Origin of the sequence: Bacillus bingmayongensis (assembly GCF_000299035.1) — a bacterium.
Lineage (GTDB): Bacteria > Bacillota > Bacilli > Bacillales > Bacillaceae_G > Bacillus_A > Bacillus_A bingmayongensis.
In genome coordinates this window covers 157,237-181,337 of sequence record NZ_AKCS01000013.1, presented here as the reverse complement: position 1 = coordinate 181,337, position 24,101 = coordinate 157,237, and the positions used below count along the sequence as shown (strand labels likewise).

Here is a 24,101-nt window from a genome sequence, read left to right as displayed (position 1 = left end):
AAACGAAATGGCGGCTTTAGATAAAAGCTTACCTTTAGAATATCAATCTGAACAAAGCAGATTGAATATTCTAGGGTTCTGGATTTTCCTAGGGGCTGAAATTATGCTGTTCGCAACACTTTTCGCCTCTTATCTAGTCCTTGCTGGTCGTACGGCAGATGGCCCAACACCAGCGCAATTGTTTGAAGTTAAAACACTTTTAATTCAAACATTACTACTTTTAACAAGTAGTTTTACATGCGGTATCGTAATTCATGAAATGCGTAAAAACAACCAAAAAGCTATGTTAGGATGGTTCCTTTTCACATTACTTTTAGGTGCAGGCTTCCTTTTCTTTGAAATTGAAGAATTTATACTGTATGTCGGTGAAGGTGCTACATTACAAACAAGCGCATTCTTATCTGGATTCTTCGTTCTTCTTGGAACACACGGTGCCCACGTAACAGGTGGTATCATCTGGGCAACTTGTGTAATCATCCAAATTTTAAAACGCGGATTAACACCAGTTACAGCTCGTAAAGTATTTATTATCAGCTTATACTGGCATTTCCTTGACCTTGTTTGGATCTTTATTTACACACTAGTTTACTTGAACGGGATGGTGGCGTAATAATGGGACAAAACAATACACAAGCAAATGGACACGCGCATAGCGGATTTCCATGGTCACACGTTTTTGGATTTATTTTATCGCTTGCACTAACGTTTCTTGCTTTATACGTTGCACTTTACACAGACTTGCCACTTTCAACGATATTAACAACAATTATCGTAATGGCACTTGCACAAGGTTTATTACAATTAATTATGTTCATGCACTTAAAAGAAGGCGAAGGTACAATTCAAATTCTTACAATGATATACAGTTTCTTCGTTGCAATTGCAACAGTTGGTCTTACTGTATGGATTTTCTTCTCTATGTAATGAACATGAAAAAGACTGCTGAGATAATCTCAGCAGTCTTTTTATTTATCCCCTCTCCCATCCACATTACGGAATTTACAACATAATCATGCAAACTATACTTATTATGACAAATGTTAAGAAAACTCTTTCTTTATGAAATCGAGTTCACATGCATTGCTTTTCTTCAAATAATATAGCTAAAATAAGTACTATATTATTTGAAGGGAGAGAACGCAATGGAACAACATTCTTCAGTCCTATCACTTATGATTGTCGTCGCAATCGCGTTTTTCGTTCCCCTTTTGTTGCAACGCTTTAAGTTAAAAGCAATTCCTGTCGTTGTTGCAGAAATTATTGCAGGAATTTTTGTAGGAAAAAGTGGGTTTAACGTTATTGAGCCAGATATGTGGCTTCAAGTCTTATCAACACTAGGATTTATTTTCTTAATGTTCTTAAGCGGTTTAGAAATTGACTTTTCGATCTTTAAACAAAAAGGAAAAAAGAATACAACAAATGAACCAAATACGTTCCAAGCCGCAAGCATTATCTTTTTATTCATTTTCATCTTATCCTATGCCCTATCACTTATATTTGTATGGCTTGGATTTGTCGATAATGCAATGTTCATGACATTAATTATCTCAACGATTTCTTTAGGTGTTGTTGTACCAACATTAAAAGAAAATAACTTAGGAAAAACAGCAATCGGTCAAATTATTTTATTAGTCGCTGTTATTGCTGACTTAGTTACAATGATTCTACTCGCTGTATTTGTCGGATTAAATTCCGAAAGCGGCCAGAGCATGTGGCTTCTTCTCGTTCTATTTGGCGCAGGTATTGTAATTTACTTTGTGGCAAGACGCTTTAAAAACATTCCATACTTGGAAAACCTAAAAGCTGGTAGTGTGCAAATTGACACACGTGCTGTTTTTGCACTCATTTTAATATTAGTCGGATTATCTGAATCTGTTGGTGCAGAAAATATTTTAGGAGCCTTTTTAGCAGGAGTACTTGTATCCTTATTATCGCCAAATGAAGAAATGGTAGAAAAGCTTGATTCCATCGGATATGGTTTCTTCATTCCAATTTTCTTCGTAATGGTTGGTGTAAATTTAGAAGTATGGTCTATTTTTAAAGAGCCTTCTAGTATGTTAATGATTCCAATTTTAATTGTTGGACTCTTTATTTCAAAATTATTGCCATCACTCGTACTAAGAAAATGGTATCCACGTAACATTGTATTAGGAAGTGCCATTTTATTAACATCGACACTTTCATTAGTTATTGCCGCAGCGCAAATTGGTGAAAAACTAAATATCATTAGTCCCAGTCTATCTGCTTCACTTATTTTGAGTGCAGTTATTACATGTATTTTTGCACCTGTATTATTTAAAAAGATGTTCCCAAAAGTGGAAACACCAAAACCAAAAGTTTCTATTATTGGTGCAAGTCGAATCACTCTTCCATTATCACTTGATTTAAAGCGCGAAGATTATGATGTGACACTATACATGATGCGTCAAAATAAAGTAAATGCAGAGGAAGCACAGTCTCATGACTTTCCAATCGTAAAATTAGATACAATTACTATAGAGCAATTAGAAGAACAAAAAGCATTCGATGCAGATCGAGTTGTAGTTGCAACAAGCGATGATGAGCAAAACTTATTATTAGCAGAGCATGCAAAAGAATTAGGGGTTGAACATGTTATTGCAAGTGTAGAAGATCCCCTTCTACAAGAAAAAGCAACACAAGAACATATTGCAGTGTTCTCAACAATTAACTCCACACGAATTTTATTACGTGCACTCATTGATAAGCCGAGTCTCGTTCGTTTAATTACGACAGCAAATGAAACAGTCCGTGAAGTTGAATTACGTAGTAATAAATATAACGGTTTGCCACTTCGTCGCTTACCATTCTTAGGCGACGTGCTCATCATTCAAATTTACCGTGGTAATAAAGCATTAGTACCACATGGTGATACTAAATTGCAACACGGTGATACACTCCTTGTAACAGGATCAAAAGAACACATTGATACACTGAAAAGCATATTAGAATAAAGACAAATCCCCTCTCAATTTTTAAGAGGGGATTTTTTCATACATATATTAAGGAGTAATTGAGTAACCATTCCCCTTCTCTACTTATGTTATATACCTCATCATTTTTTCTTAAGATTTCCACTTTAACATGGTAAAATATAACTAACATATATTATGGGGATGAATCACACTATGTCTATTTCAACTTTAGCTCTTTTGTTATTAGCAGAAGTACTCGTTGCCATTATTCTTATTGGCATTAGCATTGAAATCTGCAGCTATGGATGGAAGAAGTCAGATGGAATGAAATACTTTTGTCTCTTTCTTTCCCTTCTCATTGGTACTGGTAGCATATTAGGCCTTTGTGTTGCGCCAGCCTATTTCTTTTTACAGCTCATAGAAAAAGCGTCATAAGAAAGGTGGATTGTGTATGGTTACAATTAAACGTATTGATGCCTCCGAAACATACGAACTACGTCAAAAAATTTTACGTCCAACTCAAACTCTAACAGATTGTAAATATCCTTCTGATTATAAATTTCATTCCTTTCATCTAGGTGCATTTCTAAACGAAGAACTCATTAGCATCGCTTCTTTCTCATCTGAAGCAGAACCTTCCTTACAAGGTAGTAATCACTATCGTTTACGAGGCATGGCTACAGTTCCAACCTTTCGAAAACAACATGCTGGTAGCTCATTAATCCAGCAAGCTGAAGTAATCTTAAAAGAGCGTCAAGCAGAGATATTATGGTGTAATGCCCGTATTACCGTTACAGATTACTACAAACGATTAGGATTCCTTGAGCATGGTGAAATATTTGATATCCATCCAATTGGAATTCATAAATTAATGTATAAAAGATTATGAAATAAAGAGGATATCCTCTTTATTTCATAATCTTTTTCTCCTCTTGTAGCTCTTTTAAATACTCTTCTTTCTCATCACGGTAAAATAAATTATACGTATCAAACGGAATAATTCTCCCATCAGGATGTACAATATGAACGCAGGATTTCTTTACCGAACGTATATCTAAATCATAATTGTCCATAAACTTCATAATTAATACGAGACATCTGTTGAAATGAGTACCTTTTCTCGGCCATGCAACATACAATGTTTTACCATATAGACTTTTTCATCTTGTATAATGATCTTCGCTTCTACTTTCCGTAAACATGTGGAACATACACTACTCGTTAAGTCATAATATAAATAGTCCCTATTCGGCATGTTGTCTTTCCCCTCTTCTCTTTTTCATGACTAGCACAACATAATAACAAACACCAAGAATACAAGCCCATTGAATCGCACTCAAATGCACATATAATTTATCTGTTGGCTTAAGCCATTCAACCAAAAAGCGGAAGTTTAAGTATGCCAACATAAAAATTTGAAAAACGAATCCTTCCCACGGTTTATGTCTACTCAGCCAAATACAGCAAATCATAACAATAAATAAATAGATAATTTCATATAATTGTGTTGGGTGCCGTAGTATTCCATCACCAAAATTGATTCCAACTAGCCATGTTGTTCGTATACCCACCGTTTCATCTCCAATACCAGTTAAAAAACAACCAATTCTACCAATTGCAATTCCTAGTGCCAGAGGAATAACCATATCATCACCTGTTGATTCTGTATGGCCGACTATTTTCTTCACACTTTCTACACCAATAAGCCCACCTAGCAAACCGCCTACAATTGTTTTCCCCTGAATTAACCCTTGCCAGCCATTCTCTCCTATTACTTTCTGGACCTGCAAAAGATGCTCCAGTGTTGCCAAAAGAATCGCCCCAAGAAAGGCACCAAATATAGCACCTAAAAAGATAAATAGCGCTTTCACTTCTGGAATCTTCTCTTTTCGCCGACTTTTTAAATAATAACGAAACCCAAGAAACATACCGAGTAATTCAAAAATAGCATGAGGATGTAGTTTCACCCCAAACAAATGTAAATAAATTGGAAAATCCATAAGATTATACCTTTCTTACGTCTATTATCTATCTTTAGTAATACATATATTGTAAAATAACACTTGTTATAAAACAATTCCGAATTTTCAGGAGGTATTCCATGAGTAATACAAACTCATCTAAAAAACCTCGTCCTTTTCAACAATGGATGATTGGCTTTGCAGTTACATTTCTAGCTCTCATCATATTATTTGGAATTCTTATTCGTTGGATTGAGATTTCATTTATTATTGTAGGAATCTCTTTATTATCTTGGGGAGGATATGAAGTATATAGAGGGAGACCATTTATTTTGCTAGGAATTATTAGTACACCCTTTATTTTAGGGTTTGTATTATTTATAATTTGCGGAGGATTCTTTATATTTTCTCTTTAAAAGATATAGAAAAAACCTTTCATATGCGTGGAAGGTTTTTCTATGCTTTATTCGTCTTCTTCAGCTCTTATTGTTCTTCTATATCTATACGCATATAAAGAAGGAACCAAGAAACAAAGAAATAAAACAAGAGCAATTAGTCCTGTGTCCTTTAGAGATGCATCTGGTGTTACAATCATATTAATTCCCATAATCACAATTGCAAGTATAATAGGAATCAATAACAATTTGAGAAAATAGCTACGTTTTACTCGCTCTGTACCTTCATACACTTCTACTGACTGTTTTAAGTTTAAAAAGTTGATTATTACAATACCGCTCATAAATAGCATAAGTAAATCCGAAATCCCATCATAACCCGTTCCTTGTATAACATAACGATAAAAAATAATACCTAATATCGCTAAATTTTGTAAGACAAATGCAATTCTAGTATGTTTTAATCTTTCAATCATTAAGCGTTCATCTTTTACAATCCTCATTGATATCCTTCACTCCTTATCCTCCCAAAATAAATCATTTAACGTTTGGTGTAACGTATAACAAATATTCAAACATAACTCTAAAGAAGGATTATACTTCCCTTTTTCAATTAAACTAATCGTTTGCCTTGTAACCCCTACTTTTTCCGCTAATTGTTGTTGTGTTAAATCCAACTGAACACGAGCGACTTTTATTTTACTTACAGCCAATCCATGTCTCCTCCTTCACTATCAATTGTAACATATACATTACATTATTCAATTTATAAATTACATATCAATTAAATTTCTTTTTCATTCTTCATGATTCATGCTAGGTTCCTACAAATCGAACTTTCACTTTATTATACACAAAAAAAGGGCACTTCCTACAAGGAATACCCTTTTCTATACTATATATAAGAATAAATGACATCCAAATAAAATTGCAAAGAAATACAGAAGCGGATGAACTTCCATCCCTTTTCCTTTTACAATCTTTAAGATAGGATAAATTAAAAAACCAAGTGCAATTCCGTTCGCAATGCTAGATGTTAACGGAATCCCTACGAAAATTAAAAATGCTGGTAATGCATCTTCAAATTCACTCCAGTTAATGTCTCTTATGCTTTGTGCCATTAAACTACCAACTATAATTAATGAGGGAGCTGTAATTGCTGCCACACTTGATAATGAGGAAACAACAGGACTGAAAAATGCAGTAACGATCGTTAAGCAGATTACTACAATACCTGTTAACCCTGTTTTACCACCTGCTGCAATTCCCGCTGATGATTCAATCGTTGCTGCTGTTGGGCTTGTCCCAAACACTGCTCCTGTTGTACCACCGATTGCATCGGCAATAAATGCTTTACCGAAACGTTTTTCAGCGTTATCTGTATTTAAACCAGCTTGTTTAATTAGACCAAGCAAAGCTCCTGTTGTATCAAATAAAAGTACAAGTAAGAATGAAAAAACAACGCCGTATAACCCATATTCAATTACATCAGAAAATGCGGTCATCGGATTTGAAACAATAATTCCCTTTGGTAAATGAGGAATAGCTGTAATTTTATCCTCAAACTTAAGTTGACCTGTAAAAAAGGCAATGGCGCCTGTCACAATCATACTAATAAACAGCGCACCACTCACACGTAATGCCATTAACACTGCTGCTAAAACTAAACCAATTAGTGTTAAAATAACAGCTGGTGAATGAAAGTTTCCGATTGTAACTAAATTAGATGGATGATCAACAATAATGCCTGATAGGCGAAGACCAATAAAAGCAATAAATAGCCCTATTCCACCCGTAATCGCCTGTTTTAAACTATCTGGAATTGCTACAATCAGCTTTTGACGAAATGATGTGAAAGATAGTAAAAGAAAAATAATACCTGTGACAAATACTGCTGAAAACGCAATAACATATGTAATGCCTTCTGCTTGCTGTACAACAGAATAAGCAAAATATGCATTCATCCCCATTGCTGGAGCAATGACAATTGGATAATTTGCTAAAAACGCCATACATAATGTTCCGACAACTGTTGCAATAATGGTTGCCGTAAATGCTTGATCAAATGGTACACCTGCATCAGATAATATTTTCGGATTGATGACAAGAATGTACGCAAATGTAAAAAATGTTGTGATGCCAGCTAAAATCTCTTGCTTCACAGAAGTGTTATACTTTTGTAATTGAAACATACTTAGGTACCCTTCCTACACAATGAATTATTATCACACATTCTTTTCTTACTATTATGCGAGAAAATGTAATACTTAATCTTACCAACCAATAAAAAAAAGAGTCAATATATTGGGTAATACTTCGAATTTTAAGTTTAGGTCTGACAAATTGAAAACCTTTCTTTTTAAATGGGAAAGAGCATCTGACCATGCATAGCAACGGTCAGATCCCTTTTTAGCCACATGCCATGTGAAACAAAAAGAGAAAATAAGTGAAGGTCTGCTTTCATTTACATAGCCGCGATTTATATACTTTCCTTTTTAGGTGGGAAAGAGCATCCGGCCATGCATAGGAACGGTCAGATCCTTTTTTAGCCCCAAGCCATGTGAAAACAAAGAGATAAATGAGTGCAGATCATCTTTTGTTCTTCATAGCCACGACTTAAATGGGTTTATATATCAGCAAATCATTCTTCACTCACTACTAAACAAAGAGATTGTTTTACAAGAACATAGATATAGTACAGTTAAATACCATTTGTTTTTGTAGCACAACAGACAGAAATGTTTTATAATTTAAAATAGTTACACTTTATGCAAACGTATTCAAACTTTTTCATCCTACAAGGAGGCTTCTTATGCAACACACAAACAAATCAGGAACTTTAAACCGCGGTCTAAAACAACGACACATCACATTGATGTCTCTTGGATCCGCTATTGGAGTAGGGCTATTTTTAGGGTCTGCTTCCGCTATCAAACTAGCTGGACCTTCTATTTTACTAGCCTATATGATTGCTGGACTCGTTATCTTCTTCATTATGCGTGCTCTTGGTGAAATGGCGATTGAACAACCAGTTGCTGGTTCTTTTAGTAAATATGCACATGATTATTTAGGACCGTTAGCAGGTTATATCACCGGCTGGAACTATTGGTTTTTATGGGTTATTACTTGTATGGCGGAAATTACTGCCGCTGGTATTTATATGGAATTTTGGTTCCCAGATATCCCGCGCTGGATTTGGGCATTAATGGCTCTAGTATTAATGAGTGCATTTAATTTTTTATCTGTAAAGGTATTTGGTGAACTTGAATTTTGGTTTGCTTTAATTAAAATTGTCACAATTATCAGTATGTTTGTAGTTGGGACAGGCATTATTCTATTTGGATTTGGAAATGATGGTATCGCTACTGGAATTTCAAATCTTTGGTCACATGGTGGCTGGTTCCCAAATGGTTTTTCTGGGTTACTTCTTTCCTTACAAATGGTTTTATTTGCTTATTTAGGAGTCGAGCTTATCGGTGTCACTGCTGGTGAAGCACAAAATCCAAAGAAAACACTCGCAAAAGCAATTGATAACGTATTTTGGCGTATTTTACTGTTCTATGTTGGAGCCTTATTTGTTATGATGGCAATTTATCCATGGAATGAGCTTGGAGATAAAGGAAGCCCGTTTGTATTAACATTCCAACAAATTGGTATAGCAAAAGCAGCGGGGATCATTAACTTTGTTGTCTTAACGGCAGCTCTTTCTTCGTGCAATGGTGGTTTATTTAGTACAGGACGTATGTTATTTACATTGGCGCAGCAGAAAAAGGCACCTGAAAAATTCGGCCGTTTAAATAAAAATGGCATTCCAAGTAACGGAATTATTGCGACTTCCTTAGTCTTACTTGTTGGTGTTATTTTAAATTACCTTGTTCCTGCAAAAGTATTTACATGGCTTACTAGTATTTCAACGTTTGGCGCAATTTGGACATGGGGAATCATATTAGTTGCCCAAATCCAATTCCGCAAAGGATTACCAGCACAAGCTAAGCAAAACTTAACGTATAAAATGCCGTTGTATCCGTTAAGTTCTTATTTTTCACTCGGTTTCCTTATATTAGTATTAGGAATTATGGCTTATTCAGAGGATACACGAATCGCATTAATTGTTGGTCCGATTTGGTTAATTGCATTGGTCATCGTATATTATATGAAAGGTTTTCATAAAACAGATAAACCAGCGTCCTCTTCAAAAGTTGTTTAAAAAAACGCGGTCATTTCAAATGAAATGGCCGCGCTTCTTTTCATTCATTATTTTTCTTTTGAGAAAAACATTCTAGAAATAACAATTCCTAATCCGCCGATAAGTAAGAATAATACTGCACGAATCATCATCGATACTTCTGGTAAATCTAAGAAGAATAACTTACTAATTGTCACAACTAACACCACTAGTCCGGCGTATAATATTTCATTCATTCCTTTATTACGCCCAAGCCAAACTGAAACTAAAGCATATATCATCCATAAAAGAGAGACAGATATACTGATAATACTTCCGTTTGTTGAAAGAACCTCTCCTATTCTAGTAATCGTAATAAATACAAGTACCATAAAGCCATACAGCGTAATCGAATACACATATTTCCCAAACTGTTGCAACATTGGTTTCACTTTCATCATTCCATAATAAAATGTTCCAACTAAAATTAAATGGGCTACAAAAGCAGCTGACATAAATGTCTCAAATGGGCTAACAAGCGTCTGAAGTATACCAATTGCATAAATGACAGCACTTATATAAAACTTAATTTCTTGTTTCAATTTCATAGAAGTAATGACACCTAAGAACCCTTGTAACATTAATACAATTGATCCATTTACTAAACTGAATTCATATAAAATCGCTAAACTAAACGATCCCATCGCAAACCCAAATAAAAGATCGGTAAATAGTGACTTTTTATTTTTCATATATTCAATTCCAAACATTACAGCGTGTACGACTGTACTAATCAATAATCCCCATGTTGTAAAGTCTGGAATTTTTACAATCGCTAAAATAAAGAAGATTGCATTCGCACTAAACAGCGCCATTCTAGGCTGGTAAATAAAGTTCCTATCAATAAACATATGCCAAAAAAGCGTAATATGAATGAGTCCATACACAATTGTTAATTGCACTTGTAAATTCCCTAGTAACACTGTCATAATTACAAAAAAGACAAACGTTACAAGTACAGAAACACAATAAGACACCATATATAAATATTGATAGCGATTTTTATACGCATACCATAATAAACTAATCGTTAATACAGTTTCATACCCAAAGAAAATGTAGGAATTAGGTGTTGTACTATTTAATAAGAACGGTACAAAAAATGCTCCTACAGATACGAATATAGCCAGATATTCTGATTGATATCGCTTAGCGAGGTAGATGCCAAGTATAATCCAAATAATATTGAATACAAATGCAACGCTTGCCGGAAAGAAATGATACAAATAATGCGCGGCGAATGTCGTTAAAACAATGCCTGTAATACTCCCTCCAGCTAATACTAATCCTAGTGCTTGACGTTCCTGTTTTATTTGTATATCACCTACATAGTACAAACCAACTGATAACACTACGCCAAATACAATACGAATTGCTGGGGTAAGTAATCCTGCATCTACTCCCGCTTTAAATAGCCAAATGACTCCAAGTAGCATAATTGCAACAAAAATACGTGGTAGCCATGTTTGACAAAACTTTATAATGTCAAATGGTTCAGACTTAAACGCAGATATATCTACTTGTTTTACTTTTGGTTCCTCCACACTTTCTTGACTAATGACTGTTTCTTCTTGTCGTACATTTTGTTTAGGGATACTGACTTCTGGTTTCTTTTCAATAGGCTCCTTTTTCTTCAGCTCCCTTTCTCGTTCAACTTTGTCTGCCTCTACTGCCCTTTGCTGTGCCTTTAACTCATAGAATGCCTCCTGCAATGTATCAATTGCTATTTCTAGAGCTTCTATTTTTTTGTTCAAATCTTGTTTCATTTTCTCCCCCCTCTGATCATGTTACTAAAATAGTAATACACATATAATTGGTTAAATTACCCACCAAATCCATCATACTATTAGCTTATTCATTTTTTAAGAGGAATCAGTTTAAAATTTCTTAATTTCATAAATAAAAACCTCTTTTCAATTGAAAAGAGGTTTTTATTTTCTTACTAATTCTTTATTTCTTTTGTACGGATGCTTACAATCATTCCTAAACAGCCACCTGCAATTGCCGGAATAATCCACCCTACTCCTTCCGTATACAAAGGAATGTTTTCTAATATAGGTGTCCATTTGGAAAGTAACACATTGCGATTGAAAATATCTATTCCACTAAACACTGCTACTAGTCCAATCGTTACTGGATATATATACGTATACCTACTAATATACTTATGACACAGCCCTAAAATAATAAGTGTTAAAGCAATTGGATAAATAAACCCAAGAATAGGAACTGAAACTTTTAAAATTTGTGTTAATCCTAAATTAGCAAGAATCATACTAACGACACTTAAGACAAAAGCCCACGCTTTATAAGAGATTTTCGGAAATACTTCTGCAAAAAACTGACTACAAGATGTAACAAGTCCAATCGATACACATAAACAAGCAACAGTAAAAATAATACCTAATAATACCATACCACCTTGGCCAAATAGTGTAGTCATAACTTGTGCTAATACTTTTGCCCCATTATCAAATGTCCCTAGCGAACCACTTACTGATCCAACATATCCAAGAATGACATAAATAAGGGATAACAAGAGACCTGCCCCAATACCAGCCATACTCATATATTTCGCTAGGATCTTTTCATCTTGCACGCCTTTTGTGCGCAAAGCATTTGCTACGACAATTCCAAAGATTAATGCTGCTAACGCATCCATTGTTAAATACCCATCTAAAAACCCTTGAAATACCGGAGTTTTCTCATAGTTCCCTACTGATGATTGAACATCTCCTGTTGGTGTAATCATACTCTTTATAAAAATAAGAGCGATCATACATAATAATAAAGGTGTTAACAGCTTTCCAAACAGCCCCATCAATTTCGATGGTGATAAACTTAGCCAATATACAATACTAAAAAAGATGACTGTATAGATGAGTAGTAATATACTACCCGATTCTGGCAAGAACTGACCCGGTCCCATTTCAAAAGCTAAACTTCCTGCACGCGGTATACCAAGACCGGGACCGATAAATACATACACTAAACAAGGAAAAATAATTGCAAAAGAAGCATGTACACGGCTTACCAGTACTTGAAAACTCCCCGCTTTAGCAATTGCTATTACGCCTAATATAGGAAGTCCAGTCGCTGATATGATAAAGCCTAATAACGAAATCCACACATGTTCCCCTGCTTCATATCCAAGGAAAGGTGGAAAAATAAGATTCCCAGCTCCGAAAAACATGGAAAATAACATCAGGCTCATAAGCAAAATTTCTTTTTTCTGTAATGATTTCATTTCTTTCTCCTTCTCATCCTATATAAATTGAAACTTTAATCAGTGGGGGTTTCTTCATCCCCCACTGATTATTAGCCCTCACCAATCGGGCTTTTACAGGCAGTTGATCCCCCACCTAACTTCTTTGTTTTTACTGAATTTTGAGGTGGGGGAGCTTACTGCCCGTTAATGCGGGATAAATTGCGGCTACGAAAAGCAAAAAATGATCTGCTCTCATTGTCTCTCTTTGGTTTTACTTGGCATGAGGCTAAAAAAAGCCCTGACCGCTTCTATGCGTGGGCGGATTCTCTCTCCTACCTAAAAAGAAAGGTTTTCTTGCACTTATCTGCTAGAACAAACATAGTCCATAGTCTATCACAAAAGAAACCTTCATTCTATATATGCTTTGTTTTCCAATTTCTTCTGAAAAATCGACCTTTATTGACATTTAATAGTTAATAAAGTAAAATATTAAACGTACAAAACTATTTACTTTGTTATTGTTTGTGTCAGGAGGAAACTTAAATGGAATCAGCGATACAACTTGAAAAAAAACAACAAAGAAACAAGAAGCATCCTTCAGGTTTATACTTACTCTTCTTCACAGAAATGTGGGAACGATTTAGTTACTATGGATTACGAGGATTATTAACATTATACTTAACGACAGCTTTAGTAAGCGGTGGTCTTGGGTTTAGTCCCGGGTGGGCACTTTCTATCTATGGCTTTTACACTGGAGCATGTTACTTTACTCCAATGATTGGTGGATACTTAACTGACCGTTTTCTAGGTAGACGCTTAGCTATCACAATAGGTGGCGTGACAATGGCAATCGGTAACCTTACACTCTTTGCTTTGCAAAACCAAGTCGGCCTATACCTTGGACTCGCGCTTATTATTATTGGTAATGGTTTCTTTAAACCAAATATTTCTACACTTGTCGGGGAATTATATGAAGAGCACGATCCGAAACGTGATAGTGCATTTACAATTTTCTACATGGGTATTAACGTAGGTTCATTTTTAGCCCCACTCGTTTGCGGGTTTTTATCAGAAAATTTATTCAAAACAACAGTAGATGGCGTTGTTCATTACGGCTTCCGTTACGGATTCTTAGCCGCTTCAATCGGTATGATTATCGGACAAATTTTATTTACAACATTATCTAATCGCTTCCTTGGCGATATCGGTAAAAAACCAACAAGAGATTTACAAGCAGCATCAGGGGAACAAACAGCTGGTAATACACCACTCACAAAAAAAGAAAAACAACATACAGCAGTTATCGTTATTCTAACTTGCTTCGTTGTCTTCTTCTGGGCTGGTTTTGAACAAGCTGGTAGCTCACTAACATTATATACAAACAAGTTTGTTGATCGTTCTGTATTCGGATGGGAAATCCCAACATCTTGGTTCCAATCAGTCAATCCACTGTTTATCATTTTGCTTGCCCCTGTTATTTCAGCACTATGGGCTAAGCTCGCTTCAACAAAACGTGGAGACTTAAAAATCCCAACCAAAATGGGACTCGGTATGATTTTACTTGGAATCGGTTATATGGTTCTCGTTATCGCTACATTAAAAACAGGTAGTGACGAACACAACATTACAGAGCAAGCAAACCTATTATTTATTGTTTTCACTTACCTTTTCCATACATTAGGTGAATTGTTCTTATCGCCTGTTGGATTATCAATGGTCAGTTCCCTTGCACCTGTAAAACTCGCTTCATTATTAATGGGCGTTTGGTTAGCTAGTTCAGGGATTGCCAACATTTTAGGTGGTCAGCTCGCTAGCTTTACAACTTCACTTGGATATTCAGAAGTATTCATAGTTATAGGAGCTGTCGCTATTGTTTTAGGATGTGTTTTATTATTACTTTCTAAAAAACTAGTAAAATGGATGGACTAAAAAAGCTGAGGGATTGCTCCCTCAGCTTTTTATTTTCTTAGCCTGAACAAAATCCCCTGTAACAACAAAACGCTTGGAGTTATCTGATACAGACACACATGTAATAAGTGTAACTTCCGTTTTTCCGTGATCTTCTACGACTTCCCATTTATCAGGTGTTACTTCTGACACATTCGTAACAGTGTACTCATACTCGTTTTCACTATCATATAAATAGATTTTATCGTTCTTTTTTAACGAGGATACATCACTAAACAAAACACCCTTTTTTGACATGTTATGTCCTGCTAATGCATAATTTTCTTTTCCCATCTCTTGCTTCTCTTTTACAGTTGCTGCTCCTGATAATAAGTTTTTCTCAGTAGAAGCATTTAAAACAGGTAATTTTAATGAAATGCTCGGAATTTCAATACGACCAATTACTTGTTTTTTATCTAATGATGCATTCGCTACCTCTGATAAACCAGGCTGCTCAATTTTAGATGCATCTACAAACTTTGTATCCTGCTTTTGGTATTCCATCTTCTGAACAGCTTGTACATTTTCTGTTTGCTTCTTCTCTGCCTTATATCCATAATAAAATGGTTTACCAATTAAAACACCACCTACAACAAATAAAAGAACTGCTAGTATACTATATATTCTCCTCTTATTCATATATAATCCCTTTCCTTTACAGAATCTTACTTCTATATAAGATGATAAAGTAAGATGACTATATGTACAAGTCTAAGACGAAAAGAAGAAGCTACTTATTGACTTATCTCACCGTATAATAATGCTTTTTTCATTTCCCACTCCCTTTATTCGATAGATCCAATTTCTATCGTAAAGAACGTTTGTAAACCTTTACCTCTACATGTGTTAACCTTTTAAAAAAACAGGTTAATTATTACTAAAAAAAGACGTGCACATAGCACGTCTTTAAGCAATTTTATTTCGATAAAGTGATATATGAAATACGGTTACTTGGATAAACAGGATTAAAAATACAATATATAATGGGTACGCAGGAACATATGAGTTTACAATCGGAGATAAAATAAGCAATCCAGCTGCAATAGGTATAACATACCAAAGCGCAACAAAAGTAGTACGACATGCTTTTGCTGTAATTATTTCCTCACGCTCATCATCTTGTGGAAATAAAAGAGGAAACATCCAAAAAGATAATTTCTTATATTTTTTCTTTTGTATTCTATAAATAATAAAAAATATTACAGCCATACTAACTAAGCCAAAAACAGGTGTAGCATCTATAGCTATCTCAAATCCCTCTGGCTTCGTACTAATAATATTAGCAAAATCCATATACGCATAAAACAATTCAATAAATGCCCAAGCAGCTAAACATGTACACACAACACTCATTACATAGGAAAGAACAACTCTATTCATCCTCTTCTCCCTCCTTATTTAAAACAAACACATCCTCCATCTTTAATTCAAATACATCACAAATCATCAGTGCTAATAACAACGATGGAACGTAATCCCCTTTTTCAATTGCTGCAATAGTTTGCCGTGTTACTCCAACTTTTTCAGCTAATACGCTTTGCGTGAAGTTAAAACGGGCTCTTAGCTCCTTCACTCTATTAAAAATGGACAATTTTACCACCCCTTACCACTATTGTATGCTATACTTCACAAAATGTAAACTCAACTTAACATTTATTTTGTAAAAAAATCCAACTTTACAATGTGTAAAGTTGGATTTCACTTCAAATTATAAGATTACAACACGAACTTGTTTTCTACCCCAAGCACTAGACGATGCTTTATCTGGCATTAATACATCGATTCTATGGCCTTTAATCGCACCACCAGTATCGCCTGCAATTGCCGTTCCATAACCTTCAACATATACACGAGAACCTAGCGGGATAACTTTTGGATCTACAGCAATTAACTTCATTCCTGGGTTTGCAGTTAAATCATGTCCCATTGCTGAATACACATGTTCACCTGGTTTGTAACCATTTTCCGATGGATCAGCTGTATAAGCAGTCGCTTCTACATAAATTTCACGCCCACCTTGTCCTGGCTTTGGACTAGGTGTTGGCTCTGGTTTTGACTCTGGTTTTGGAGCTGGAGCTGGAGTTGGAGCCGGCTCTGGTTTATTTACAGCAGGTTCAGTTGGTTTTGATTCTGGCTTTGAATCAGCTGTTTTTTCTGCTTCAGCTTCTGCTCTTGCTCTTTCCTCTTCTTCTCTTGCAGCTTTTGCTTCAGCTTCTGCTTTTGCACGAGCTTCTTCTGCTAATCTTGCTGCTTCTTGCTCACGAGCAATTGTTTCTTGTACTGCTTTCATGTTTGATTCAATTTTTTCTTTTTCTTGTTCAGCTAAATTAATTTGTCCTGCAATTTGACTATATTTTTCCTGCACAGCTTGTAAGTTTTCTTGACGTTTTTTCAAGTTTTCTTGTAAATTTGCTTGCGCTTTTGCTAATTTTTGTTTATCTACTTCTAAAGATGCCTCTTTTTCATCAATTGCTTTTTTGTCTTCTTCAATTTGACGAAGATCTTGTTCTTGAAGACGTAAAATCTCTTTATCCGCATCTAAAATTGTGGATACTGCGTTCATACGTTGTAAGAAATCAGCAAAATTCTTTGATTCTACTACAACTTCGACTACTAAACTCGTGTTTGAGCTATTTTGAACAGAAACCATACGTTTTTTCATAATATCTTTACGAGCAAGTACTTTATCTTCTAAAACGATAATCTCTTTCTTTTTCTGTTCAATTTGCTTATGTGTTTCATCGATTTTACGCTGAATAGCAGCTTGTTCCTCTTTGTTTTTTGTAATTGTATCATTTAAATTATGTAGTTCACTTTCAATACCTTGTATTTCTTTATTAACAGCTTGCTTCTCTTGTTCTTTTTGCTGAATATCATTGTTATTCTGCTGCAATTGCTGCTGCATGTTGTTCAGTTTCTCGTCGTTTGACTCAGCTTTTACAGCGACTGTACTAGAAAGACCAATAATTCCTGCTAATACTAGACTACTGATTCGCTTAAAATAGTTCATAATCCGACTCCCTTCTCATACAGTTATACATGATTTATTTTACAGTTTGTTTACAAACTCATTAAATACACTTTATTTTTCATGACAAAAAAAGAAAAACAAACCATAAAATGTAATAAACTCTTAACTTTTAACAACTCTTTTTCATAAAAATCTTACAAAAGCTTAGATTAGTATATTAGAAACAACAGATTACACGACATTAAATACATTGTCAAATCTTGCAGGAACCTTACTAATACAAAATTAGTCTTTTAACAGTGTGTGACAACCTGCTACAAATTATATTAATCCAAATTAAAAAACTGACATAATCCCTTTCTTTTAGGCGGGAGAGAGCATCCAGTCATGCATAGGAACCGGCAGATTCCTTCCTCTATTGCCCAGCTGAAAAAGAAAAAGAAAACGAGTATAGGTCATTTTTTCTTCTTCGTAGCAGCGACCTATATATTGAAAAATTGAAATAGATTTATATAGTTTAACTCTCATTGTTCTTTACATTTGATGACAAATTTTTGTTTTTTTTGATTTCTCATCAATTTGAAATTATTCTTTTGTTATAATAGACAAGTTATCTTTTTTAGAGAACTATAACAAGACGGAAACAATGGAACAATTTTATTATATTTTAAAATATTTCTCCTTCTATCGTGTCATCGTGGGTGTACTTACTACTATTTTCCTATAAGAACGAAAGAGCGGCCCTATTACTAGGACCGCTCTTTTTTATAAAGTGAAGCTTGAATCTGCGGGGCTCCATCCACCACCTAACTTCTTTCATTTCGCTAAATTTTGAGGCAAGAGTGTTACTGTTCGTAAATAGCGAAATAAAAAATTTGTCGTCTTCCTTTTATTTACTTTTAATTTTCAGAATAGTATAATATTTAACGCGTCATGCATTACTAAATCAATTACGAACGGGATGGATCTATATCGCAAACATACCCTAACCTCGTAAGAATAACAGGAGGGATTGCACATGTTATGACTGAGACAGGATATTCACTCTAATTTCTTATTAATAATACAAAAGGGGTGCAATCATGTTTATTGTTACAAAACTCATTCATATTAAATTTAGTTATGAAACTAAAATTATACATTCTTTAAAGCAGTACTACCCAAATTCTGGATCTTGTGGATTTATTAATCTAGAATTTTCCCGTATGAAACGGACCCAATATGGGAACGAGTATATGATTCGTATGTTATGGAAAACACAACAAGATTATCGCGAGTGGATTTCTCAAAAAAAAGAAAACACAACTTTGACATGGAAGCAACAATTCCAAAGCTATATCCTTTCTTCAAAATCAAATGCTACCCATGCCAAATACTCGAACTAAAAAGAGCCTTCTGCAAAATTGCAGTAAGGCTCTTCTTTACCTATCCTACTCCCCACCAACCACTTATTTATCACGCTTACCTATCGAAGTTATTCGGTCTCTAAAAATAAAATTTGCTTTTACATTTTATTAAGATTATAATAGAACCCGAATTTTTCGAAAGGAGCCACATTTTGACAGCTTATTTATTTCCAATTAAAACAGCATTTATTATATTTCCATTTCTAGCAATGATTCTATTGATTCCATTTTTAATATTTAATTACAGAAAATATGGTTATTTAAATAAATGGCGTTCATTTATTTTATACTCTTTACTTCTGTACCTATTAAACGCTTATTTTCTCGTCATCTTACCGCTGCCACAAACTTATGATACATGTAGCTTGCAGCCAGCTAACACACAGCACGTTCAGCTTGCACCATTTTATTTCATTCAAGAAATTAGTAATCATACAGCAGCAATATTGGCAAAGCCTACCACCTATTTCTACTTATTAAAAGAATCTGCCTTTTTACAGGTCGCATTTAATGCCCTGTTAACGATTCCATTCGGCATATATTTACGTTACTATTTCCGTCTTGGTTTTTTACAAACGATCTTCTTTTCACTTTGTCTCTCACTATTTTTTGAAGTGACACAAGTAACTGGATTGTACGGTATATATAATTGTGCGTATCGTTTATTTGATGTCGACGATCTATTTTTAAATACACTAGGAGGAGCAGTGGGTTATTTCATTGCACCGGTATTCACGTACTTCCTTCCTAAATCAAATGAATTAGATGCACATGTCGATTTAGCTACGAAACCTGTTGGATTTATTCGCCGCCTAATCGCACTGCAAATTGATTGGATTTTCTTATCCATTGTTGTACCAGTTATAAAAAATAAAGGGAATTCTATTTTCATCTCTAGTATCCAGTCTTATACCAATCTATATGAACTTATTTTCACCATATGTGCGGTCTTTATTTATTTCATCGTCATTCCGTATTTAACGAACGGAAAAACAATTGGTAAAGCGTTGCTTCGTATTCACATAAAAGGTAAAAATGAGCGCATTACCATTAAAGAATTATTTATTCGTTACGGCCTGTTCTATTTTGTTTTAGGTGGAATGAACTATATTCTCTCTAGTAGTTCCATATTGAATCAGACTAATCCATTAACTATGCTCATTATATTACTGTTTATGTTCTCAATTAATGGTCTCTTCATTATACATGTCCTATTACATGTATTTAGTCGAGATAAATTATTATTTTATGAGCATATAAGCCATACAAGAAATGCAATCACATTCAAAAAAGCTGACAAATAATTGTCAGCTTTTTTCTTAAATAGAAAACATTTTTGACAAATACGGATTTAAAAACATCCCCATTGAATCTATCTCTCTTCTAACTTCCAAGAAAGAGTTTAACTTAGGATAAACGAGTTGTAATTGTTCATATCTCATTGTATGCATTTTTCCCCAATGCGGACGTCCTTCATACTTTTGAAAAATATGTTCTATCGCTGTAAAGTACGCAGCATATTTCATACCTTTATACATATGCACAGCAATATAAGCTGAATCTCTTTCATATGCAGGACTTATCCATATATCGTCTCCTCGTACATAGCGACATTCAATAGGAAAATGTACTTGAAACCTCTTTTCTTGTATAAGATTATGAATCTCTTGTACTACTTTTTTCATATATTGAGCAGGTATACTATACTCCATTTCATAAAAACGAACATTACGCGATGTAGCAAATATTTGATAGCTTGGGCCCGTTATTTGCGCATTCGGTACTGCCTTTGCTGACAACCTACTAACCCCTTTACTTATAGAAGGAATCAGCTTGCATCCTTTAGATAATAATGAAAAAGCTATATTTTCAAGTAGCTCTGTCTTTAACTTATGCCACTTCAAATCCATACCTTTAACTGTCGTTTCATTTGTAATTTTCACTTGGACATCATCTGAATACGGAAACACAAAAAATTCAAAATGACGATGTTGTTTATATTCGTCCAGTCTGTTCATTACAGTAGAAAACGATTCCTTTTTGCTTTCATAGATAAGTGAATAAGCTGGGATGACTTTTAATTTGACTATTACAATAATCCCAAGCATACCGAGCGATAACTGAAATGCTTTCCAAAATTCAGGATGATCTTTCTCAGAACAAACAATCATTTCACCCGAGGCAAGAACAGCGGTAATTTCCACAACTTGCGTCGCTAAACTTCCAAATGTAATCCCTGTTCCATGTGTTCCTGTGCTAATAGCCCCTGCAATAGATTGTGAATCAATATCTCCTAAATTTTCTTGCGCATAGCCTTTTTCTTGTAATATTCGTCCTAAATCAGACAATTTTGTTCCAGCCCATACCTCCACTATTAATGATTGTGAATCCACACTCAAAATTCCTTTTAGTTCATCTAGCGAAAGAAGAATTTCCTCTGTTTGAGCAAGCGGTGTAAATGAATGACCTGAACCAACAACACGAATTCTCTTTCCCTTTTCTTTTGCAAAATTCACCGCTTCAGTTACATCTTGTATACTTTTTGGATACATCGTATATTGCGGAGTACCTTCTACATTTCCTGTCCAATTTCTCCATTTCTTCCCTGTTACAGAAAACATTGATCATCCCCCCGATAAGTTGAATACTCTCCTACTATTTTTCCCTTTACGACGCGATGTAACGATGAAAAGCGCTCGCACAATTCACCAGCTTTACTATGACGAAACAATATGACATCTCCAACCGTCATATGCTCTGAACCATCATAATAAACAGGTGTTTGCACTTCGCCAGCTCCTTCTAAAGCTAACAACTTTGCCCCGCTTGGTTCCCAAATCATAGGTTCTTTATCTTTTCCAACTGCTCCTGAAGCAATATATCCACCACCTAGACAAGTATATATATGAGGTTCCGGTTGTCTAACAATCGGCAAAGCAAAACCAACAGCTGGTTCAAATCTAATATCTTTATAATAATCAAAGAGTTTAGGAGAGTAGAAAGCAGAGCCTATTGTAATCTCTGTGACAGATTCATCTTGTATTGTCGTTTTTATACTTCCTGTGCCTCCTCCGTTTACAAAACGAAGTATAATTCCTTTTTCTTGCAATACTCGTACAATGCTCTGTCTTCGTTTCATCACTTCAAATGCAGATCTTCTTTTTAAATAAGAAACAACTTTATTTTTGAATCCTTGTTTTGGTACACGATCTCCTACCCCTGCAATCTGTGCTTCATATCCCATCAAACCATCTATTTGTAAAAATGAAGATTTTGTAATCTTTTCTACCCTCTCTACAACTTCAGATACCTTTCGTAACGGAGAGCGTCTCACACCAAAATGAAGACCCCAAAAACGACTACTCATATCAATGTCAAAACATATTCGAAACCATCCACCTGTCTGCATTGCAATTCTTTCTAAATAAACAATATGTGCCTCACAATCTACCATACACGTAATAGAAAACCCTTGTTTTGTAAGCAAACTAATTTCTTGCAATGCTTGTTCATCATATACAGGGTATCCAAGCAACAAATCATTAAAGCCTTGTTTTATTAGGAATAGCACTTCTCGTGGTGAAAAACACATAATGCCTTGAAAACAGCTATTAGAAGCTAAAATTCGCTTCATGACCGGAACAGATCGTAACGATTTACTTGCAATACGGACTTTCTTTCCTTCACACAATTGAACAATCGATTGAATATTTCTTTCTAGTACTTCTTCATCAAGAAATGCACATGGTAAGGGAACCTTCTGAAATATGTTACGCTCCACACTTTCCTCTCTCCTTCCATATATGTCTTATACATATTGGAAAGAAACTCATATTTTCCTGTATCTAAACACAAAAAAGTTTCTTCTTTACGAAGAAACTTTTTTAATTATTTCATAGAAATAGTTGCCTCTACTGGATAATGATCGGAATAATCATTATCCGTATATGTTTTCAGCCAAGAACTAACCGACCATTCTAGCGATTTCCATATGTATCAAACCATAGCTGAATATATCCAGCTGTTACACGCTGTGCTTCCACTAAACGCTTTCCTGTTGCTGGTGTAACTTCTGCACGCCATTTATCAGCATATTCTTGCGATACAGCTGCCCACACGAACCAATCTTTTGTAGTATCATTTACAATGCCTGCATATTCTTGCTTGGCAGCTACAGCCGCTCCATGAATCCAATCTTCAGGGTTTGTGCCTTTCCAATTCCAATATCCATTCCCATCAATCGCTTTATAATTGTCTTTTATTGTATCTACAAAATTTTCATACTTGGAGTGAAAACCTTGTGGATAAGAAAGGTTGGTAAAGTTCGCTACATGCATCGGTTGATTGACATCTCCTAAGTAATGAAGTGATAAACCTAAATAGAAGAATGCTTGTTTCATCTCTTGCTTTTGATAAGATTCACCAGCAAGTTTAAAGTATTTAGCACCAGTTTCTTTTGCCTGCTTAGCAAAAGGAATATATGTCTTCCCTGAATCAGGATCATAGAAATGAGAAGCGAATGTACTATTATCATAGTAAGGGTTTTCATAATCAGCAGCGTAGATACCATTCTCTAACTCTGTACGCCATTCATTTAATAGTGCTACCTCATCTTGTTTTACAATCGTTGTATTACGAGACATGATATCAATTGCACGATTAACAATCCATAAATGGGAGTTTACACCCTCTGCATGTTTATCTTCAGCAGACCAATATTGAATTACTCTTATCTTATTTCCGCCCTCATTTTCATGTGCAAATGCTACACTTTGTAAGGGCGCTACTAACGTAATAGCTGCAGCTAATGCTATTACTTTCTTTTTCATATGAAAACCTCCGTTTATATTTAATTTACTTTGAATATGTAATTCAGGTCATATTGTTAACCTATGATTAAAATATCCTACCTTTCTACTCATTTCTATTGAGAAAATAAATTATGCAAATGTTCATATCATTATAATTCTATGGATGATATGATTTATTTGCATTGTAGTAAACGCATATTAATTTTCTGAAAAGAAACAGCTAAAATATTGTAAAAAATAAAGC

The 24,101-nt window shown here is 34.8% G+C and carries 25 protein-coding genes; 10 read left to right on the top strand and 15 right to left on the bottom strand.

The features are described from left to right. Positions 1-7: 7 nt before the first annotated feature. The 5 genes from qoxC (at position 8) to Y7E_RS0103880 (ending at position 3,822) form a co-directional block, all read left to right on the top strand. Entirely contained in the window at positions 8-610 is a 603-nt protein-coding gene (gene qoxC / locus Y7E_RS0103900; protein WP_017150009.1) for a cytochrome aa3 quinol oxidase subunit III, read from the top strand. 2 nt (positions 611-612) lie between these two features. Next, positions 613-924: a cytochrome aa3 quinol oxidase subunit IV gene (gene qoxD / locus Y7E_RS0103895; RefSeq protein ID WP_017150008.1), complete on the top strand. Its 312-nt coding sequence runs from the start codon at positions 613-615 to the stop codon at positions 922-924. A 218-nt stretch (positions 925-1,142) separates the two neighbouring features. Continuing rightward, positions 1,143-2,972 carry a monovalent cation:proton antiporter family protein gene (locus tag Y7E_RS0103890; protein ID WP_017150007.1) on the top strand — a complete coding sequence of 610 codons (1,830 nt, stop codon included), beginning with the start codon at positions 1,143-1,145 and terminating at the stop codon, positions 2,970-2,972. A gap of 162 nt (positions 2,973-3,134) precedes the next feature. Continuing rightward, the gene (locus tag Y7E_RS0103885) at positions 3,135-3,368 is read left to right on the top strand and encodes a DUF4022 family protein (RefSeq protein ID WP_026049078.1); all 234 of its coding nucleotides are present in this window, start codon (positions 3,135-3,137) and stop codon (positions 3,366-3,368) included. Positions 3,369-3,384: 16 nt separating this feature from the next. Continuing rightward, positions 3,385-3,822 carry a GNAT family N-acetyltransferase gene (locus tag Y7E_RS0103880; protein WP_017150005.1) on the top strand — a complete coding sequence of 146 codons (438 nt, stop codon included), beginning with the start codon at positions 3,385-3,387 and terminating at the stop codon, positions 3,820-3,822. 19 nt (positions 3,823-3,841) lie between these two features. On the opposite strand, the gene Y7E_RS33520 is transcribed toward Y7E_RS0103880, so the two are convergent. Genes Y7E_RS33520 through Y7E_RS0103865 form a run of 3 tightly spaced genes read right to left on the bottom strand, consistent with a single transcriptional unit; the run spans position 3,842 to position 4,933 of the window. Then, positions 3,842-4,015, bottom strand: a complete 174-nt coding sequence (locus Y7E_RS33520) for a hypothetical protein (RefSeq protein ID WP_017150004.1) — start codon at positions 4,013-4,015, stop codon at positions 3,842-3,844. Positions 4,016-4,017: 2 nt separating this feature from the next. Continuing rightward, a complete protein-coding gene (locus Y7E_RS33130; RefSeq protein ID WP_017150003.1) occupies positions 4,018-4,188 on the bottom strand; it encodes a hypothetical protein in 171 nt (56 codons plus the stop codon). Further along, a complete protein-coding gene (locus tag Y7E_RS0103865; RefSeq protein ID WP_017150002.1) occupies positions 4,178-4,933 on the bottom strand; it encodes a prolipoprotein diacylglyceryl transferase in 756 nt (251 codons plus the stop codon). The genes Y7E_RS33130 and Y7E_RS0103865 overlap by 11 nt, the downstream gene beginning before the upstream one ends. A gap of 101 nt (positions 4,934-5,034) precedes the next feature. Here Y7E_RS0103865 and Y7E_RS0103860 point away from each other — a divergent pair, with 101 nt between their 5' ends. Continuing rightward, on the top strand, positions 5,035-5,310 hold the full coding sequence (locus tag Y7E_RS0103860; protein WP_017150001.1) for a hypothetical protein: 276 nt from the start codon (positions 5,035-5,037) through the stop codon (positions 5,308-5,310). Between the two features lie 47 nt (positions 5,311-5,357). On the opposite strand, the gene Y7E_RS0103855 is transcribed toward Y7E_RS0103860, so the two are convergent. The 3 genes from Y7E_RS0103855 to Y7E_RS0103845 all read right to left on the bottom strand — a co-directional run bounded on the left by Y7E_RS0103855 (position 5,358) and on the right by Y7E_RS0103845 (position 7,481). Further along, entirely contained in the window at positions 5,358-5,792 is a 435-nt protein-coding gene (locus tag Y7E_RS0103855) for a hypothetical protein (RefSeq protein WP_017150000.1), read from the bottom strand. A gap of 9 nt (positions 5,793-5,801) precedes the next feature. Further along, positions 5,802-6,002, bottom strand: coding sequence for a helix-turn-helix transcriptional regulator (locus tag Y7E_RS0103850; RefSeq protein WP_017149999.1), 201 nt, complete (start codon positions 6,000-6,002; stop codon positions 5,802-5,804). A 177-nt stretch (positions 6,003-6,179) separates the two neighbouring features. Then, positions 6,180-7,481: an NCS2 family permease gene (locus tag Y7E_RS0103845; protein WP_017149998.1), complete on the bottom strand. Its 1,302-nt coding sequence runs from the start codon at positions 7,479-7,481 to the stop codon at positions 6,180-6,182. A 620-nt stretch (positions 7,482-8,101) separates the two neighbouring features. On the opposite strand from Y7E_RS0103845, the gene Y7E_RS0103840 reads away from it, so the two are divergent. Then, positions 8,102-9,496 carry an amino acid permease gene (locus tag Y7E_RS0103840; RefSeq protein ID WP_017149997.1) on the top strand — a complete coding sequence of 465 codons (1,395 nt, stop codon included), beginning with the start codon at positions 8,102-8,104 and terminating at the stop codon, positions 9,494-9,496. A gap of 47 nt (positions 9,497-9,543) precedes the next feature. On the opposite strand, the gene Y7E_RS0103835 is transcribed toward Y7E_RS0103840, so the two are convergent. Then, a complete protein-coding gene (locus Y7E_RS0103835) occupies positions 9,544-11,280 on the bottom strand; it encodes a DUF2339 domain-containing protein (RefSeq protein WP_017149996.1) in 1,737 nt (578 codons plus the stop codon). Between the two features lie 176 nt (positions 11,281-11,456). After that, complete coding sequence (gene brnQ1 / locus Y7E_RS0103830; protein ID WP_017149995.1) at positions 11,457-12,761, bottom strand: branched-chain amino acid transport system II carrier protein BrnQ1; 1,305 nt, start codon at positions 12,759-12,761, stop codon at positions 11,457-11,459. Positions 12,762-13,265: 504 nt separating this feature from the next. Here brnQ1 and Y7E_RS0103825 point away from each other — a divergent pair. Further along, complete coding sequence (locus Y7E_RS0103825) at positions 13,266-14,651, top strand: peptide MFS transporter (protein WP_017149994.1); 1,386 nt, start codon at positions 13,266-13,268, stop codon at positions 14,649-14,651. Positions 14,652-14,672: 21 nt separating this feature from the next. Here the strand turns inward: Y7E_RS0103825 and Y7E_RS0103820 are convergent, their stop codons facing one another. The 4 genes from Y7E_RS0103820 to Y7E_RS0103805 all read right to left on the bottom strand — a co-directional run bounded on the left by Y7E_RS0103820 (position 14,673) and on the right by Y7E_RS0103805 (position 17,679). Then, positions 14,673-15,308 carry a class A sortase gene (locus Y7E_RS0103820; protein ID WP_017149993.1) on the bottom strand — a complete coding sequence of 212 codons (636 nt, stop codon included), beginning with the start codon at positions 15,306-15,308 and terminating at the stop codon, positions 14,673-14,675. A 267-nt stretch (positions 15,309-15,575) separates the two neighbouring features. Further along, a complete protein-coding gene (locus tag Y7E_RS0103815; protein WP_017149992.1) occupies positions 15,576-16,049 on the bottom strand; it encodes a DUF2178 domain-containing protein in 474 nt (157 codons plus the stop codon). Further along, entirely contained in the window at positions 16,042-16,260 is a 219-nt protein-coding gene (locus tag Y7E_RS0103810; RefSeq protein WP_017149991.1) for a helix-turn-helix transcriptional regulator, read from the bottom strand. The genes Y7E_RS0103815 and Y7E_RS0103810 overlap by 8 nt, the downstream gene beginning before the upstream one ends. A gap of 117 nt (positions 16,261-16,377) precedes the next feature. Continuing rightward, positions 16,378-17,679, bottom strand: a complete 1,302-nt coding sequence (locus Y7E_RS0103805; RefSeq protein WP_017149990.1) for a 3D domain-containing protein — start codon at positions 17,677-17,679, stop codon at positions 16,378-16,380. 1,043 nt (positions 17,680-18,722) lie between these two features. Between Y7E_RS0103805 and Y7E_RS0103800 the strand changes: the two genes are divergently transcribed. Then, positions 18,723-19,025, top strand: a complete 303-nt coding sequence (locus tag Y7E_RS0103800) for an antibiotic biosynthesis monooxygenase family protein (protein ID WP_017149989.1) — start codon at positions 18,723-18,725, stop codon at positions 19,023-19,025. Positions 19,026-19,198: 173 nt separating this feature from the next. Beyond that, positions 19,199-20,350: a VanZ family protein gene (locus tag Y7E_RS0103795; RefSeq protein ID WP_017149988.1), complete on the top strand. Its 1,152-nt coding sequence runs from the start codon at positions 19,199-19,201 to the stop codon at positions 20,348-20,350. A 15-nt stretch (positions 20,351-20,365) separates the two neighbouring features. On the opposite strand, the gene Y7E_RS0103790 is transcribed toward Y7E_RS0103795, so the two are convergent. The 3 genes from Y7E_RS0103790 to cerA form a co-directional block, all read right to left on the bottom strand. Next, positions 20,366-21,667: a D-arabinono-1,4-lactone oxidase gene (locus Y7E_RS0103790; RefSeq protein WP_017149987.1), complete on the bottom strand. Its 1,302-nt coding sequence runs from the start codon at positions 21,665-21,667 to the stop codon at positions 20,366-20,368. Continuing rightward, positions 21,655-22,827 (bottom strand): amino acid deaminase/aldolase, encoded by a 1,173-nt coding sequence (locus Y7E_RS0103785; RefSeq protein WP_017149986.1) that lies wholly within the window; start codon positions 22,825-22,827, stop codon positions 21,655-21,657. Before Y7E_RS0103785 ends, Y7E_RS0103790 begins: the two co-directional genes overlap by 13 nt. A gap of 196 nt (positions 22,828-23,023) precedes the next feature. Further along, positions 23,024-23,875 (bottom strand): phospholipase CerA, encoded by an 852-nt coding sequence (gene cerA, locus Y7E_RS0103780; RefSeq protein ID WP_017149985.1) that lies wholly within the window; start codon positions 23,873-23,875, stop codon positions 23,024-23,026. Positions 23,876-24,101: the final 226 nt, after the last annotated feature.